The organism is Reyranella sp. (assembly GCF_965227665.1).
Classification (GTDB): Bacteria; Pseudomonadota; Alphaproteobacteria; order Reyranellales; family Reyranellaceae; genus Reyranella.
In genome coordinates this window covers 2,043,270-2,059,040 of sequence record NZ_OZ245767.1, presented here as the reverse complement: position 1 = coordinate 2,059,040, position 15,771 = coordinate 2,043,270, and the positions used below count along the sequence as shown (strand labels likewise).

General features: G+C 65.0%; 13 protein-coding genes. 9 read left to right on the top strand and 4 right to left on the bottom strand.

From position 1 onward, the window contains the following. Window positions 1-2 precede the first annotated feature (2 nt). From serS to ACO07I_RS09945, 4 genes are read left to right on the top strand one after another with little or no spacing between them, the layout of a single operon-like run. Window positions 3-1,304, top strand: a complete 1,302-nt coding sequence (gene serS / locus ACO07I_RS09960) for a serine--tRNA ligase (protein WP_422016807.1) — start codon at window positions 3-5, stop codon at window positions 1,302-1,304. Continuing rightward, window positions 1,301-2,098 (top strand): 5'/3'-nucleotidase SurE, encoded by a 798-nt coding sequence (surE, locus tag ACO07I_RS09955; RefSeq protein WP_422016805.1) that lies wholly within the window; start codon window positions 1,301-1,303, stop codon window positions 2,096-2,098. The genes serS and surE overlap by 4 nt, the downstream gene beginning before the upstream one ends. Window positions 2,099-2,122: 24 nt before the next feature. Next, a complete protein-coding gene (locus tag ACO07I_RS09950; RefSeq protein ID WP_349770464.1) occupies window positions 2,123-2,755 on the top strand; it encodes a protein-L-isoaspartate(D-aspartate) O-methyltransferase in 633 nt (210 codons plus the stop codon). Between the two features lie 40 nt (window positions 2,756-2,795). After that, complete coding sequence (locus ACO07I_RS09945) at window positions 2,796-3,698, top strand: peptidoglycan DD-metalloendopeptidase family protein (RefSeq protein ID WP_422016803.1); 903 nt, start codon at window positions 2,796-2,798, stop codon at window positions 3,696-3,698. A gap of 81 nt (window positions 3,699-3,779) precedes the next feature. Here ACO07I_RS09945 and ACO07I_RS09940 read toward each other — a convergent pair whose 3' ends face one another. Further along, window positions 3,780-4,115, bottom strand: coding sequence for a DUF1491 family protein (locus ACO07I_RS09940; protein WP_422016801.1), 336 nt, complete (start codon window positions 4,113-4,115; stop codon window positions 3,780-3,782). A gap of 136 nt (window positions 4,116-4,251) precedes the next feature. Between ACO07I_RS09940 and ACO07I_RS09935 the strand changes: the two genes are divergently transcribed. Next, window positions 4,252-6,060: an ABC-F family ATP-binding cassette domain-containing protein gene (locus ACO07I_RS09935; protein WP_422016799.1), complete on the top strand. Its 1,809-nt coding sequence runs from the start codon at window positions 4,252-4,254 to the stop codon at window positions 6,058-6,060. Between the two features lie 258 nt (window positions 6,061-6,318). Next, window positions 6,319-7,032 carry a hypothetical protein gene (locus ACO07I_RS09930; RefSeq protein WP_422016797.1) on the top strand — a complete coding sequence of 238 codons (714 nt, stop codon included), beginning with the start codon at window positions 6,319-6,321 and terminating at the stop codon, window positions 7,030-7,032. A 40-nt stretch (window positions 7,033-7,072) separates the two neighbouring features. On the opposite strand, the gene ACO07I_RS09925 is transcribed toward ACO07I_RS09930, so the two are convergent. The 3 genes from ACO07I_RS09925 to ACO07I_RS09915 all read right to left on the bottom strand — a co-directional run bounded on the left by ACO07I_RS09925 (window position 7,073) and on the right by ACO07I_RS09915 (window position 10,325). After that, a complete protein-coding gene (locus tag ACO07I_RS09925) occupies window positions 7,073-8,527 on the bottom strand; it encodes a M20 family metallopeptidase (RefSeq protein WP_422016795.1) in 1,455 nt (484 codons plus the stop codon). A gap of 61 nt (window positions 8,528-8,588) precedes the next feature. Next, the gene (locus ACO07I_RS09920; protein ID WP_422016793.1) at window positions 8,589-9,149 is read right to left on the bottom strand and encodes a hypothetical protein; all 561 of its coding nucleotides are present in this window, start codon (window positions 9,147-9,149) and stop codon (window positions 8,589-8,591) included. Between the two features lie 72 nt (window positions 9,150-9,221). Further along, complete coding sequence (locus tag ACO07I_RS09915; protein WP_422016791.1) at window positions 9,222-10,325, bottom strand: hypothetical protein; 1,104 nt, start codon at window positions 10,323-10,325, stop codon at window positions 9,222-9,224. Window positions 10,326-10,617: 292 nt separating this feature from the next. Here ACO07I_RS09915 and ACO07I_RS09910 point away from each other — a divergent pair, with 292 nt between their 5' ends. The 3 genes from ACO07I_RS09910 (at window position 10,618) to ACO07I_RS09900 (ending at window position 15,770) form a co-directional block, all read left to right on the top strand. Continuing rightward, on the top strand, window positions 10,618-12,162 hold the full coding sequence (locus tag ACO07I_RS09910) for a peptide chain release factor 3 (RefSeq protein WP_422018213.1): 1,545 nt from the start codon (window positions 10,618-10,620) through the stop codon (window positions 12,160-12,162). Window positions 12,163-12,434: 272 nt separating this feature from the next. After that, a complete protein-coding gene (locus ACO07I_RS09905; protein WP_422016789.1) occupies window positions 12,435-14,153 on the top strand; it encodes an N-acyl-D-amino-acid deacylase family protein in 1,719 nt (572 codons plus the stop codon). Between the two features lie 207 nt (window positions 14,154-14,360). Beyond that, window positions 14,361-15,770, top strand: coding sequence for a hypothetical protein (locus ACO07I_RS09900; protein WP_422016787.1), 1,410 nt, complete (start codon window positions 14,361-14,363; stop codon window positions 15,768-15,770). The last annotated feature ends 1 nt before the right edge of the window (window position 15,771 follow it).

The following is a 15,771-nucleotide window of genomic DNA, read 5'->3' as shown; positions in this document are numbered from 1 at the left end:
ACATGCACGACATACGATTCATCCGGGAGAGCCCCGAAGCGTTCGACGCTGGCCTGAAGAAGCGCGGCCTCGCGCCGCTTTCGGCGGAGATCCTCGACATCGACAGGCGCCGTCGCGCGGCGATCTCGGAGAGCGAAGCCATCCAGGCGAAGCGCAAGGCGCTCAGCCAGCAGATCGGCATGGCCAAGCGCAAGGGCGAGAACGCCGACGCGCTGATGGCCGAGGTCGCCAATCTCGAGCAGAGCCTGAGGGACGGCGAGCGCGAGGCGAGCCGCCTCGACGAGGACCTGCGAATCCGTCTCGAAGTGATCCCGAACCTGCCGTTCGACGACGTGCCCGAGGGCGCCGACGAGACCGGCAACGTCGAGATTCGCCGCGAGGGCAACCAGCGCAACTTCAGCTTTCCGCCGAAGGATCACGTGGCGCTGGGCGAGGCGACCGGCGAGATGGATTTTGCCGCCGCCGTGAAGATCTCCGGCTCGCGCTTCGTGTTCCTGAAGGCGCATCTGGCGCGGCTGGAGCGGGCGCTGGCGCAGTTCATGCTCGATCTGCACACGGTCGAGGGCGGCTACACCGAGGTCAATCCGCCGCTGCTGGTGAAGGACACCGCCGTCTACGGCGTCGGCCAGCTGCCGAAGTTCGCCGAGGACATGTTCCATACCGACAACGGCTTCTGGCTGATCCCCACCGCCGAGGTCTCGCTCACCAACCTGGTGAACGACATGGTGCTGGACGAGAAGGAGCTGCCGCTGCGCTTCACGGCGTTCACGCCGTGCTTCCGTTCCGAGGCCGGGTCGGCCGGCAAGGACACGCGCGGCATGATCCGCCAGCACCAGTTCCCCAAGGTCGAGCTGGTCAGCATCACCACCCCCGAGCAGGCGGCCGCCGAGCACGAGCGCATGACGGCGTGTGCCGAGGAGGTGCTGAAGCGCCTTGGCCTGGCCTATCGCACGGTCGTGCTGTGCGGCGGCGACATGGGCTTCGGCTCGCGCAAGACCTACGACATCGAGGTTTGGCTGCCCGGCCAGAACGCCTATCGCGAGATTTCGAGCTGCTCGAACATGGGCGACTTCCAGGCGCGCCGCATGAACGCCCGCTACCGACCCCAGGAAGGCAAGGGAACGCGCTTCCTGTGCACGTTGAACGGCTCCGCCCTGGCGGTCGGCCGCACCTTGGTCGCGGTGCTGGAGAACTACCAGAACGAGGACGGTTCGGTGACGGTGCCCGAGGCGCTGCGCTCCTACATGGGCGGCCTCGAGCTTATTCCCGCGCCCCCTGCGGCGTCTGCGCCGGCCCGGAAATGAAGGTTCCCAACCTCGCCAAGGCGCGCATCCTCGTCACCAACGACGACGGCATCCATGCGCCCGGTCTCGAGGCGCTGGTCGAGATCGCGACCCAGCTGTCGAGCGACGTCTGGATCGTGGCGCCCGAGGTCAACCAGAGCGGCGCCGGCCATTCGCTGTCGCTGTCGCGGCCGATCCGTGCGCGCGAGGTCAGCGAGGGCAAGGTCGCGGTCGACGGCACGCCGACCGACTGCGTGCTGTTCGCCGTCAAGCACCTGATGAAGGACCGCAAGCCCGACCTCGTCCTGTCGGGCGTCAACCGCGGCACCAACATCGCCGACGACGTGACCTATTCCGGCACCATCGCGGGCGCCATGGAAGGCTGCCTGCTGGGCATCCCGTCGATCGCCTTCAGCCAGGCCTATGTCCATGACCATCCCGTGAAGTGGGGCACCGCGACGGCGCACGGCGCCGCGGTGGCGCGGCGGGTGCTGGCGCTCGACTGGCCGCGGAACGTGCTGGTCAATGTCAACTTCCCCGATGTCGTGGCGGGGTCGGTGAAGGGCGTGCGGGTTACGCACACCGGCACGCGCGGCTTCGGCGGCCACATCCTCGAGCGCAAGGATCCGCGCGGCGGCACCTACTATTGGATCGGCTACGCCCCGCAGGAGAGCGAGATCGACGAGGCGAGCGACATCGCCGCCGTCCGGTCCGGCCATATCTCGGTGACTCCGCTGCACCTCGACCTGACGCACGAGACCATGCGCCGGAAGCTCGTCGCGGAGTTCGAGGCGGCACCCGTCGAACTCGACTGAGGGGGCGGCGTGAACGTCCCCGCCATGCAGCGGCTGATCGCCGAACTGCGCAACTCCGGCATCACGGACGAGAACGTGCTGGCAGCGATCGCCTCGGTCGACCGCGAGCGCTTCGTCACGCAGACCTTCGCCGAACGCGCCTGGGAGAACACGGCGCTTCCGATCGCCTTCGGCCAGACGATCAGCCAGCCGCTGGTGGTCGCCGCCATGACCGAGGCGCTGCGCGTCGGTCCGCGCATGAAGGTGCTGGAGATCGGCACCGGCTCCGGTTACCAGGCCGCCGTGCTGGCCAAGCTCGCGCGCCGCGTCTACTCGGTCGAGCGCTTCAAGCCGCTCTCCAAGGCCGCCGAGCGTCTGCTGCTCGACCTCGGCATCTACAACGTCGTGGTCGACATCAACGACGGCAGCAAGGGCTGGCCGGGCCAGGCGCCGTTCGACCGCATCATCGTCACCGCCGCTGCCGAGGAGCGCCCGCAGGCGCTGATCGACCAGCTGGCCGTCGGCGGCATCCTGATCGTGCCGGTGGGCCGCGATCCCACCTCCCAGGTCGTCGAGCGCATCGTCAAGAACGAGAGCGGCCTGCAACGCGACACGCTGATGCCGGTGAGGTTCGTGCCACTGGTCGCGGGCCCGCTGCCGGTCCTCGGCCAGGGCTGAAAGCGCGCAGGCGGACGCTCCGCTTTGGCGGAGCCTCCTGATGCGCTACACTTCACAGATGAAGAACGCCCCTCGCTTCCCCTCGCGATGGGCCGGCCGCATGCATACGCTGGGTACAATGGCGGTGCTGTCGGTCGCGCTCGGCGCCTGCAACACCGTCATGGGTGCCCGTGAAGGCACCATGGAATATCCCGGGTCCGCCGCCGGCCCCAATGCCGTTCCGGTCTATGTCGTGAAGGACAAGGACACGGTCGACGGCCTGTCGCGCCGCTATGGCGTGCCGTCGCAGACCATCATCGACCGCAACAATCTCAAGCCGCCGTACACGATCAAGCCGGGCCAGTCGCTCGCCATGCCGGGCGCCCGCTTCGTGCAGGACAGCTACGGCGAGCCCGCCAGCCAGCAGACCGCCGCCGCCAATCCCAACGCGCCGTCCTCGGTGAAGCGCGAAGGCCTGGCGCCGCCGCCGGGCGCGCAGGGCGAGGCGCCGCGCTCCGCCGCGCCCGCCGGCGAACCCACGCCGCTCAGCAAGGCCTCGCAGTCGGTCACCGTGCCGGCCACGCCGCCGGCGCGGATGATCTGGCCCGTCAACGGCAAGGTCGTCTCGAGCTACGGCACGTCGGGCGGCCAGAAGAATGACGGCATCGACATCGCCGCCGCCAAGGGCACACCGGTGAAGGCCGCCGAGGGCGGCAAGGTCGTCTATGCCGGCGGCGAGGTCGCCCGCATGGGCAACCTGCTGCTGATCGAGCATTCCGGCGGCTACATCACGGCCTACGGCAACAACGAAGAGCTGCTGGTGAAGAAGGGTGACACGGTCAAGAAGGGCCAGACCATCGCCAAGGTGGGCAATTCCGGCGGAACAGCCGAGCCGCAGCTCCATTTCGAGGTCCGCCGCTCCGGCAAGACCATCGATCCGAGGACGGTGCTCGGCGCGCAATAGGCCTGTGGTCGTTCTTCCTTACGTCGCTCCCGGACATTGTTGCACAATGTCCTGACGCTCACGGGCCGAGCTTCGCTCGGCCTAAACGATCTTCCCGACCATCTTGTATTCGCCCTTGCGGTCCTCGATTTCGAGGACCCAGAGGTCGGGATCGCGGGCAACCTGGCGGGCGATGTAGGCGTCGGCTTCGGGCTCGCTGACGGGCGAGGGGCCGGTGCCGCGGCTCCACGCCGCCTCATCGTCGAGCGTGCTGGTCTGGGTGAAGACGGTCACGCCGGCTTCGAAGCGGTTGATCTTCAGCAGCACGGTTCCGACATCGGGATCGCCGCGCCGCACGACGGCTGCGGGAATGAACGCGCGGTCGCACAGGCGTATCTGCGCGCTGACCCAGAGTCCGGTGGTGAGCCCCATTACCATGAGGCTTTCATGAAGCCCGCCGTCCGGCCCGTCAAACCCGGGCTTCGCCCTTGCCCCAACCCCGGGCTTCGCCCTTGCCCCAACCCGGGCTTCGCCCTTGCCGAGGCGGACAGGTTCGGCCAATACAGCGCGCTCCATGGCCGATCCTCCTCTCCTCGCGCTCAGCGGCATCCGCTTCCGTCTCGGCGACCAGTCGATCCTGGCCGGCGTCGATCTCGGCATCGCGCCGGGCGAGCGGCTGTCGCTGGTCGGCCGCAACGGTGCCGGCAAGTCGACCCTGCTGCGCATCCTGGCGGGCGCGCCGATCGCCGATTCCGGCGAGCGCTTCGCCCAGCCCGGCGCCACCGTCGCCACCCTCCCGCAGGAGCCGGATTTCTCCGGCCATGCCACGGTGGCGGACTATGTCGCCTCCGCCCTCACCGATTCGCTGGGGCCGGACGATTATCGCGTCGCTGCCATCCTCGAGGACATGAAGCTCGACAGCGGGCGCGATCCGACCACCCTGTCGGGCGGCGAGGCGCGCCGCGCGGCGCTGGCGCGCGTGCTGATCGGCGAGCCCGACGTCATGCTGCTCGATGAGCCGACCAACCATCTCGACCTGCCGACCATCGAGTGGCTGGAGGAGAAGCTTTCGAAGTGGCGCGGCGCCTATGTGCTGGTGAGCCATGACCGGCGCTTCCTCACCAACCTGACGCGCGCCGTGCTGTGGCTCGACCGCGGCATCGTGCGCCGCCTCGACAAGGGCTATGGCGAGTTCGAGGCCTGGTCGAACGACATCATCGAGCGCGAGGCGACGGAGCGGCACAAGCTCGACCGGCTGATCGAGCGCGAGACCGAGTGGGCGGGCAAGTCGATCCGCGCCCGCCGCACGCGCAACGAGGGCCGCCTGCGCGCGCTCAATGCCCTGCGCCAGCAGCGCAGCCAGCAGATCGGCCCCGTGGGCCGTGCCAGCATCGAGGCCGGCAGCGCCGAGGCCTCGGGCGCGCTGGTCGTGACCGCGCGCAACATCACCAAGCGCTGGGGCGACAAGCCCATCGTTCAGGATTTCTCGACCCGCATCTTCCGCAAGAACCGCATCGGCCTGATCGGACCGAACGGCGCCGGCAAGACGACGCTCCTCAAGATGCTGATGGGCGAGCTCGAGCCCGACAGCGGCACGGTGAAGCTCGGCTCGAACCTGATGCCGGTGGTGATCGACCAGCGCCGCATCGGCCTCGATCCCGACAAGACGCCGTGGGAGACGCTGGCCGACCGCAACGACCATGTGCTGGTGCGCGGCCACCTCACGCACGTGATGACCTATCTGCGCGAATACCTGTTCCGCGACGAGCAGGCGCGCCAGCCGGTGCGCACCCTGTCGGGCGGCGAGCGCAACCGCCTGCTGCTGGCCAAGGCACTGGCCGCGCCGTCGAACATGATCGTGCTCGACGAGCCGACCAACGATCTCGACGCCGACACGCTCGACCTGCTGCAGGAGGCGCTCGACGATTACGACGGCACCGTCCTGCTGGTGAGCCACGACCGCGACTTCCTCGACCGTCTCGTCACCTCGACCATCGTGCTCGAAGGCGACGGCACGGCGACCGAATATGCCGGCGGGTACAGCGACTACGTGGCCCAGCGCGGCCCGCGCGTCGAACCGACCGGCGTCACGCCGTCACGCGCAAAGGACAAGCCGGCCGCGCCGAAGCCGGCAGCACAGGGCAAGGCCCGCCTCGGCTACAAGCGCGAACGCGCCCTGGTCGAACTGCCGAAGAAGATCGAAGCCCTGCAGGCCGAGATCGCCACGCTACAAAAGGCGCTGGCCGATCCCGACCTCTACCGCCGCGATCCCAAGTCCTTCCAATCCAAGACCACCCGCATCGGCACCGCCCAGGCCGAGATCGAAGCCGCCGAGACCGAATGGCTCGAACTCGAGATGCTCCGCGAAGAGCTGAGTAGCTAACGTGGATCGCGCCGACCTTCACGCCCCTCCCGAATTGAGCAAGGAAAGTCTTTAATATTGGCGGCGTGTATGACCTACGCATTTTTGCGCTTGCCTACAGTGCGTCGCTAGGAGAATCGGCATTGCGGGTGGAGTTTGCGGGATTCCGAAGTGATACCGTCAAGTCCGCGCACAAGCGGAAGCGCAGGTCGCCAGATGCAGAATAGCCTTATATCAATAGGCTAGGGTGATTTTTTAGTTCGTTCAGCCACGTGGATCATGGTCGACTACACCGAGCGCTCGTTTGCCTTTCTGGACGTTTTGGGCTTTTCCAACCTCGTCGTCCGGAGTACCGATTCGAAAGAAGCTCGGGAACGGTTGGACAAGTTTATTGACGTGGCAGACCGCCTTTTCCCGCAATGGGTGACGTTGGGTGGCCTCGCGAAGAGTAATTTTTTCTCCGACACCATTCTGGTGTCGATCGGTACTCCCGAGCACTATTTCGTACACTTGGTTCGCGAAGTCGGCATGCTCGCTCGATACCTCTTGGCACATGGATTTGCGACTCGAGGTGGGATCACTGTAGGGCCAGTGTTCCATGAAGGTCGCGTAGTAGTGGGACCTGCACTCATCACCGCTTATGAACTTGAAAAGCGCGCAGTATACCCACGGGTAATTCTGGACGATGTGGCGATGGAATATTGGCGAACGGAATTTGTTGAAGGAACGCCGCCGCCATATGCTGGCTGGATTAAGCAAGATCGTGACGGTGAGTACTTTATCGACCTATTCACAGATTGGAGTGGCGTCCGCCAGATGGCGGACTTCGTCGCCGAGGACCGAATTCCTGCAGAGCCGAAGGAATTTTCTAAGCTGGTCGCTGCTCATATTGCAGAGGGCAGGACGTCAGATATTCCTAGCGTCAGGGCAAAATGGGAATGGCTTCATTCCCAAAGTCGCGACGAGAGCGAAACGATAGCGTCGGCAGTCTAACGCTTCGCTGTTTAAGTGCTTTCCACCCAAGCGAGGCATCTTAGCTTTCCTTCCGCTCGAAGTGCGCCGCGATCATCAGCGCGGTCGCGACCGTCACCTTCTTGCCCGTGGGAATGTGCAGGAATTCGTTCGGCCCATGCGCATTCGAGTGCGGCCCCAGCACGCCGGTGATCACGAACTGCGTCTTGGGGAACTTGTCGCCCAGCATGCCCATGAACGGGATCGTGCCGCCTTCGCCCATGTAGGCGACCGGCTGGCCGAACGCTTCCTGCGAGGCATCGTTCACCGCCGTCTCCAGCCACGGCGCCAGCGGCGGCGCGTGCCAGCCGCTCTGGCCGCCTTCGCCGGCATCGAACTCGACGGTTGCGCCATAGGGCGGATCGGACTCCAGCGCCTTCTTCATGGCCTTCACGGCCTCCTTGGCGTCGAGCGTCGGCGGCGTGCGCACGCTGATCTTGGCCTCGGTGTAGGGCAGCAGCACGTTGCCGGCATCGACCGGCTCGGGATAGCCCGCCATGCCCACGGTCGCGAGCTGCGGCCGCCAGGTGCGGTTCAGCACCATCTGGCCGAGATCCTCGACCATCGGCTTGGTCGTGCCGGCGAACGGGAACTTGCGATAGACCTCCTCGCCCAGCACGCGCGCGGCTTCAGAGGCCTGCGCGATGCGCTGCGGCGGGATCTGCACGAACAGCTCCGGCAGCTTCATCTCGCCAGTCGCCTCGTCCTCCAGGCGCGTGAGCAGCGCGCGCGTGATGCGGAACGAGGAGGGCACGATCCCCGACGCGTCGCCCGAATGCACGCCCTCGTTCAGCACGCGCACCTTCAGCGTGCCGGCCGCGATGCCGCGCAGCGACGTGGTGAGCCACATCCGGTCCCAGTCGCCGCAGCCCGAATCGAGGCAGACGACCAAAGACGGGTCGCCGATCCGGTCGAGCAGGTGGTCGACATAGAAGGGCAGGTCGTAGCTGCCGGATTCCTCGCAGCCCTCGATCATGATGACGCAGCGGGTGCGCGGGATGCCCTGCTCCTTGAGAGCCAATAGCGCCGCGAAACAGGCATAGATCGCGTAACCGTCGTCGGCGCCGCCGCGGCCGTAGAGCTTGTCGTCCTTGCGCACCGGGATCCACGGCCCCATGCCCTCGGCCCAGCCCTTCATCTCGGGCTGCTTGTCGAGATGGCCGTAGAGCAGGACGGTGTCGTCGTTGTCGTCCCCCGGGATCTCGATGAAGATCAGTGGCGTGCGGCCCGGCAGCCGCACCACCTCCATCGTCGCGCCCGCGAAGGCGGCCACATGCGGGCGCGCCCAGTCGGTCATCAGCGTGACCGCCTGCTCCATGTAGCCGTTCTCCTCCCACTTCGGATCGAAGGACGGCGACTTGTTGGGGATGCGGATGTACTCGGTGAGCGACGGCAGGATCTGGTCGTCCCAGAAGCTGCCGATGAAGGTCTTGAGCTGGTCGGGGTTCATGGGCGGCAGTCTAGCCCTGCAGTTCATGCCTGCAAGCACCTGGGAGCCGGAGGCGTTGGCCGCCAAGGCGATGCCGGAGCAAAGAGGGTCACTCCGTGGACTTCCGATCCGGGGCCGTATCGAGAGACATGAAATAGAAATGACAAAAGAGAAACGCCAACAGCCCGCGAGCAACACTGACCCCAAACACCTGCGCATAGCCGACGACTACTGGCACCAGATATTGAGAATTACAGATACTGGAATCGCCGTATGCGAGATGAAATGATCCCCAGTATGTAATGGCGGCAAAGACGATGATCGATGCCGCTGTTTTGAATCGGATCGATCCGCGCCCGTGTTCGTGTTGGCCAGATGTTCCCAACTTCTGATACGCCACCACGTCCGGCGTTTGGCGTTTGAGATGAAGCGCCACAGGGATACTGGCAATCTCGTAGGCGAAGGCCGCCCAGAACAGAAATCGGGCTCCCAGTTTCGCGTTGCATGTGCTTGGCAAATCACTGCGGTCCCGCATCAAATCGGCGAGCAGGTTCACCTTGAACTGATCGGCCACAATCGCGACGGCTGTAACTATTGTCGCGACAGCGACAATGGAAGCCAAAACGATTCGTTCGTACTTTGTGATCCTATTGTCGGCCGGGGGAAACATCAGCTGGCCCCAAACTCGTGACAATCCATGGCGCGAGTTTAGGCCTGACCTACACGCCTGCAACTACTCCGCTCAACTCGCGACAGCGTCCTTCTTTTTCTCCGATTCAACGGATTGCTCCGGTTCACTCTTCTCGGGCTCATCCTTGTCGGGCTTCTTCGTCTCGTCTTCGACGGGAGCCTTTGCTTCTTCGTCCGCCGGCTCTTCTTGTTCAGCCCTCGCGGTCTCTTCGGCCTCATCTTCGGCAGGCTTTTCCGCTTCGTCCTTCACCGGCGTTTCGGCCTCGGCCTCGGCCATCGCAGACTCCACCGGCTCGACATTGGCGGGATCGAACCATGTCGCTGCTTTGTCGAAAGCGGCAACGAGGGCGGCGGCTTCGGTCGGATCGACGAGGGTCTCGAAGCCGTGGAGGATGTTGTTGCGGATGCGGCGCAGCGTATCGAGCTGGCGCAGACGGTCCTTGGACAGGTTGAAGCGCGGATCCTCGAACAGGCTGTCGAGCGTGGCGGTCCGGTCGTCGGCCATGTCGGCCTGGCGCTTGACCTCGCGTTCGAAGTTCACGGCGGCGTTCAGCACGGCCTGGTAGGGCATCTTGAGGTCGAGCAGCTGTTTCGGCGCCAGCGCTTCCACGGGGGTCCGCTTGGTGGGGGCGTGGGCGAGGTTGCGGAAGAGCGGGCGCTGGCCGTCTTCCGGCTTTTCCGGCTCGGGTTCGGGCAGGGCGCCTTGCTCCTTCAGCTCCTCGATACCGACCCGGATGCTGACGAAATCGTTGGCGGGCTTGGGGGCAGGCTTCGGCGCGGGTGTCGCCGCAGGCTCGGGGACGGACGCCGGAACGGGCACGGGGGCCGGCTCCTCGACCGGCTTGGCGACGGGCTCGACGATGGGCTTGAGGAGGGGCTCTACCGTCGGCGCGGCGATGAGCACGGGCGCGGGCTCCGGTTCCTTCTCCGGCGCTTTCTCGGGGGCGGGGAGCTTCAGCGGCTCCGGCGCGGGGGCGCTGACGGCCGCCGGCGCCGTCGGCTCGGTCCGTGCCGTGCGCGCGGCGCGCAGGACCAGGCCCTGCGCCGCCAGGATGCAGAAGAACGCCACGCCACCGGCCGTCACGCCGTCGAGCGGCATCTGCTTGGCCTGCGCCACCAGCGTGCCGTAGGCGCCGCCGCCGGCCAGCGGCAGCACCAGCTCTTTCAGCACGCGTAGCGCGATTGGCGTACTGCCAGCCTTCTTCTTGTCCATCTGCCCCAATCCATTCGGCCCCGTCCATGCGGTCTGCTCCCGCGTGGCCGGACAAAGCCCGCGCCGTACTAACAAACCTCGGCAGTGCGACCAAGCAGCGGGCAAGCGGATGGCGGGGGAGAACAGCGTCCCCGGCTGAGTTGACGCCAACGGACCGGTCCGCTACCCCCTCGCCACCCCGAAGGACCCCCAAAAAGTGCCCGATTCCGCCGCTCTTCCCGCTTCCGACGCCCGCCTGGCCGGCCATCCCGCCGGGCTCAGGCGCACGTTTGCGATCATCTCGCATCCCGACGCCGGCAAGACGACGCTGACGGAAAAGCTGCTGCTGTTCGGCGGCGCCATCCATGTCGCCGGTGCCGTGAAGGCGCGCGGCGAGGCGCGGCGGGCGCGCTCGGACTGGATGAAGATCGAGCAGCAGCGCGGCATCTCGGTCACCACCTCGGTGATGCACTTCGAATATGGCGGCGCCGTCTTCAACCTGCTCGACACGCCAGGCCATGAAGACTTCAGCGAGGACACCTACCGCACGCTGACCGCCGTCGATTCGGCGGTGATGGTGATCGACGCCGCCAAGGGTATCGAGGCGCGCACCCGCAAGCTGTTCGAGATTTGCCGCCTGCGCGACGTGCCGATCATCACCTTCATCAACAAGATGGATCGCGAGTCCAAGGACCCGATCGAGCTGCTGGACGAGGTCGCCTCGACCCTGGCGCTCGACGTCTCACCCATGACCTGGCCGACCGGCTCGGGCCAGAACTTCAAGGGCACCTACGATCTCAACAACAACCGCATGCTGGTGTTCGACAACACCGACCGCAGCCGCATCGGCGAGGTGATCGAGAACTACACGATCGCCGATTCGGACTTCGCGGAAGAGGTCGAGCTGGTGCGCGCCGGCTATCCCGGCTTCGATCTCGAAAGCTATCGCGCCGGTCATCTCTCGCCTGTGTTCTTCGGCTCGGCCTACAACAATTTCGGCGTGAAGGAACTGCTCGACGCGATCGCCGCCTGGGCGCCGCCGCCGCGGCCGCAGCCCGCCGAGCCGCGGCCGATCGAGCCGACCGAGCCCAAGGTCTCGGGCTTCGTGTTCAAGGTCCAGGCCAACATGGACCCCAACCATCGCGACCGCATCGCCTTCCTGCGGCTGTGCAGCGGCAAGTTCCGCCGCGGCATGAAGCTGACGCAGATGGGCACGTCGAAGGTCCTGTCGGTCAATTCGCCGATCCTGTTCTTCGCCCGCGAGCGCGAGATCGTCGACGAGGCGTGGCCCGGCGACATCATCGGCATTCCCAATCACGGCGTGCTGCGGGTCGGCGACACGCTGACCGAGGGCGAGACGCTGAAGATCGTCGGTATCCCCAACTTCGCGCCGGAAATCCTGCGCCGCGTGCGGCTGGAGGACCCGATGAAGTCCAAGCAGCTCCGGCGCGCGCTGGAGGATCTGGCGGAAGAGGGCGTGACCCAGGTGTTCCGCCGGGTCATCGGCGGCGACCATATCGTGGGCGTGGTCGGCGAGCTGCAGCTCGACGTGCTCAAGACCCGCGTCGAGGCCGAGTACAACGTCCATATCGATCTCGAGCCCGCGCCGTTCGAGACCGCCCGCTGGATCTCGGCCGAGACCAAGGCCGACCTGGAAGAGTTCATGTCGGCCAACCGCGGCGGCATGTCCGAGGACCGTGACGGCTCCCCGGTGTTCCTCGCGCGCAATGCCTGGGAGCTGGGCTACATCGCCGAGAAGAGCCCCAAGGTGAAGTTCTCGGATATTCGCGAACGCGCTTAGCTGGGGGCGCGCCACTCCAGTGGCGCGTCTTCTCTTAAATTATGATCGCGCCACTGGAGTGGCGCGCTCCCAGCGCTAGAGTCTTTCCGAGTACGATCGAATCACCATCACCAACCTCATGCTGAGCGACCGTCGTGGCTGGTGGGGGAACGACTCTGCGCATTTCACTGCCTCAGAATAGCAGCACGCCCATAACGCATGGCTCCGGGCTTTCCGCGCCCGGCCTTGTGTGAAAGTCTTACCGTCCCCTTACACAAGCAGCGGGACGGGCCATGCACGACATCGTCATCCGGGGCGGCACCATCGTCGACGGCACGGGCGCGCCGGCGTTCCAGGGCGACGTCGCACTCTCCGGCGACAGGATCGTCCAGGTCGGCGGCAAGGCGGGGCCGGCCAAGCGCGAGGTCCAGGCCGAGGGACGGCTGGTCACGCCGGGCTGGGTCGACGTCCACACCCACTATGACGGCCAGGCCACCTGGGACCCCGTGCTGGCGCCGTCCTCCTGGCATGGCGCCACGACCCTCGTGTTCGGCAATTGCGGCGTCGGCTTCGCGCCGGTGCGAGCTGAGCACCAGACCGCCCTGATCGAGATGATGGAAGGGGTCGAGGACATCCCCGGCATCACCCTCACCGAAGGCCTGAAGTGGGACTGGGAGAGCTTCCCGGAATATCTCGATGCGCTGGAGCGCCTGCCGCGCACCATCGATATTGGCGCGCAGGTCGCCCACCATCCGCTGCGCGTCTATGCGATGGGCGAGCGCGCCATCAAGCGCGAGAGGGCGACCGCCGAGGACATCGAGCTGATGGCGCGGCTCACCGAGGAGGCGCTGAAGGCCGGCGCCGTCGGCTTCACCACCAGCCGCACCGACCAGCACAAGACCCTGGCCGGCGACCTGGTGCCCGGCCGCTACGCCGAGCATGAGGAGCTGATCGCCATCGGCAAGGCGATGGGCCGGGCCGGAGTCGGTACGTTCGGCTTCCTGTCCGACTTCGACGACGAAAAGGCGGAGTGGAACTGGGTCCGCCAGGTCGCCAAGGAGAGCGGCCGGCCGGTTTGGTTCCTGCTGACCGACCGCAGCTACGATCCGCAGCGCTACAAGCGCCTGATGGAGGGCGTACGCGCCTGCCGCGCCGACAACCTGCCGCTCTATGCCCAGGTCGCGGGACGCCCCGTGGGCCTGACGCTGGGCCTCAACACCTCGCTCAATCCGTTCGGTCTGCGCGAAGGCTATGCCGAGCTGGCGCATCTGCCGCCGGCCGAGATGCTGGCGAAGCTGCGCACGCCGGAGGTGCGTCGCCTGATCCTGTCGCAGGAGGCCTCACCGCGCCTGCTGGAAGTGCTGCCGCCGCTGTCGCGCCAGATCGCGACGCGCTGGGACCGCATGTATCCGCTGGGCGACCGGCCGGACTACGAGCCCGCGCCGGAGCGCAGCATCGAAGCGCTGGCCAAAGGCGCCGGCGTGACGCCGCAGGAATATTGCTACGACTATCTGGTCGGGGCCGAGAACCGCATGGTCTATTTCCCCGTCACCAACTACGTGCACGGCGATCTCGAGGTCGTGCGCGAGCTGATCGAGGATCCGCACACCATCCTCGGCCTGTCCGACGGTGGCGCGCATTGCGGCGTGATCTGCGATGCCTCGCTCAACACCTCGATGCTGCAGCACTGGGTGCGCGACCGCTCGCGGGGCCCGCGCCTCGGCCTCGAGTTCGTGGTCAGGCGCATGACCAGCAGCACCGCCGACTTCTACGGCTTCACGGATCGCGGCCGCCTGCAGGTTGGCAAGAAGGCCGACGTCAATGTCATCGACTTCGACGGCCTCAACCTGCACAGCCCGAAGATGATCTTCGACCTGCCGGCCGGCGGCCGCCGCCTGGTCCAGAGCGTCGACGGCTACGACATGACCATCTGCTCCGGCACGCCGATCTTCGAGAAGGGCGTCGAGACCGGCGCCCGTCCCGGCAAGCTGGTTCGTTCGGCCGATTCATAGCAATCAGCCATTAGAGAGTAGGCAGTCGAGCGCGCGGAGTAGGCAGACACTTTCAGAGCGAAGAAGCTCTCCACACCCATTGCAGTAACCAGCTTTGCAAGCAAGGGTTGACGTACTTGGCAGTTTTGTACCATTTTTATGGTCGCCTCGTGCAAATACTAGGGGGTTGAGGCGCAACATCGTCTGGATGCTGAGCTCAAGATTGCCATGCCGACAGTCTATGAACGGAAGACCCAGAGGTTCTTCTATGAAGTAGTCGAGCCACTGCAGATCTATGCGGGTCAGCTCTATGAGGGTGGCCACGCAGTGGAGGCCCTTTATCTAGCATCGCATGTGGTGAAAGTTGCCATTCGGCGGGGTGTTATGCGCGAACTGGACTCTTTCCTAGACCGTCACTCACACCGCATAAATACAATCGGAATTGCAATTGAGGCAGCTCGTGGTGCCGCAGCGATGGGGCATCTTGATCTTGCGTCTTTGCCAGCAGTGACCGCGATGATGGGGTTGGCGCCATATTTCGGCTTGGAGCCGCCCTCGTACGAAGACATTTATGACTCTAATCGATTCGTGACATTTTCGAACAAAATAGTCACCGAATCTAGAAAGCGTTCAAATTTCGTTCCAAACCGGATAGCCGCTGGCATGCTGGCTTCGGCAGCTCGAATCGCTGCGCTTGATGGCTTGCCGTTGATTCAAGAACTGGTGCTCGGCGAACTTGATGCGAAATCTCGAGAACTAAATCCTGTGGACAAAGGGCCCAGGATGGAGATCCACGCGGTCGAACTGGGGCGAGCGGCGAGGTTTGCGCGAGAGTTCGGCGATACGGGATCGGCCATTGCCTTCGGTTTACTGGGCGGCGGGAGTGCTACCGCAGCGGATCAGTTTGCTACGCTTTCGGGCATAGATTCTGAATACATTCCGATATCTCAGCAGTATCGACGCATGGGACAACCGGGAACGGCTGGCCTCTTGTTCGAAACTGCAATCGAGGGAGCATCACCTGACAGCATAGAGAGAATGGTGCAGGGCGCGGGACATGTTGTCTCTGATCGAACCACTTCGCGACGTCAGCAATATGTTGCCCAAGAGACTACTGGTTGGACGGGACGATCGGCGCCGACCGCTGGTTTAAAGCGAGACCCCAAATCTACGGTACCCGCTGCACAGACGAATCCTGAAAAGACGGTGGCTACGGTATCCGCTCCGGCAGCCTCAAGTGAGAAGCAGTCCGGACCCTCCGAACCAAGACATGTTAACGCTTGGTTCGAAGATGGTGACGAACAATTGGAAATAGATCGAAGTTATTATCTTGCCATTAACATTGGAAAGCTGCGGCCGGGTAGCTTAGCGACTGAACCTATTGTGGAGCCCAATTTCTCGGCTGGGGCGCCTCTTGAGTTGCTTGTTGTTATCGGAGGCCACGGCTTCTCCATCAAACGCCATCAGCAGACACTTTGGCTTCCTCCGGAAGGAGACAGTGAGATCGTGCGATTTCAAGTCACGCCTCGGACCGAATCGCCCTTTCTGAGAATCAGTATTTACATGGCAATCGATCTGACTCTCGTAGAGGAATTTGAGATTCCTCTGAGTCGCGTCACCCGAAGCCGAGCAGCGTGAT

Coding starts and splice junctions, on each gene's coding strand:
- ACO07I_RS09900 (WP_422016787.1), top strand. CDS start 14,361: ATGCCGACAGTCTATGAACGGAAGACCCAGAGGTTCTTCTATGAAGTA.
- ACO07I_RS09905 (WP_422016789.1), top strand. CDS start 12,435: ATGCACGACATCGTCATCCGGGGCGGCACCATCGTCGACGGCACGGGC.
- ACO07I_RS09920 (WP_422016793.1), bottom strand. CDS start 9,149: ATGTTTCCCCCGGCCGACAATAGGATCACAAAGTACGAACGAATCGTT.
- ACO07I_RS09940 (WP_422016801.1), bottom strand. CDS start 4,115: ATGGTAATGGGGCTCACCACCGGACTCTGGGTCAGCGCGCAGATACGC.
- ACO07I_RS09930 (WP_422016797.1), top strand. CDS start 6,319: ATGGTCGACTACACCGAGCGCTCGTTTGCCTTTCTGGACGTTTTGGGC.
- ACO07I_RS09935 (WP_422016799.1), top strand. CDS start 4,252: ATGGCCGATCCTCCTCTCCTCGCGCTCAGCGGCATCCGCTTCCGTCTC.
- ACO07I_RS09945 (WP_422016803.1), top strand. CDS start 2,796: ATGCGCTACACTTCACAGATGAAGAACGCCCCTCGCTTCCCCTCGCGA.
- surE (WP_422016805.1), top strand. CDS start 1,301: ATGAAGGTTCCCAACCTCGCCAAGGCGCGCATCCTCGTCACCAACGAC.
- ACO07I_RS09950 (WP_349770464.1), top strand. CDS start 2,123: ATGCAGCGGCTGATCGCCGAACTGCGCAACTCCGGCATCACGGACGAG.
- serS (WP_422016807.1), top strand. CDS start 3: ATGCACGACATACGATTCATCCGGGAGAGCCCCGAAGCGTTCGACGCT.
- ACO07I_RS09925 (WP_422016795.1), bottom strand. CDS start 8,527: ATGAACTGCAGGGCTAGACTGCCGCCCATGAACCCCGACCAGCTCAAG.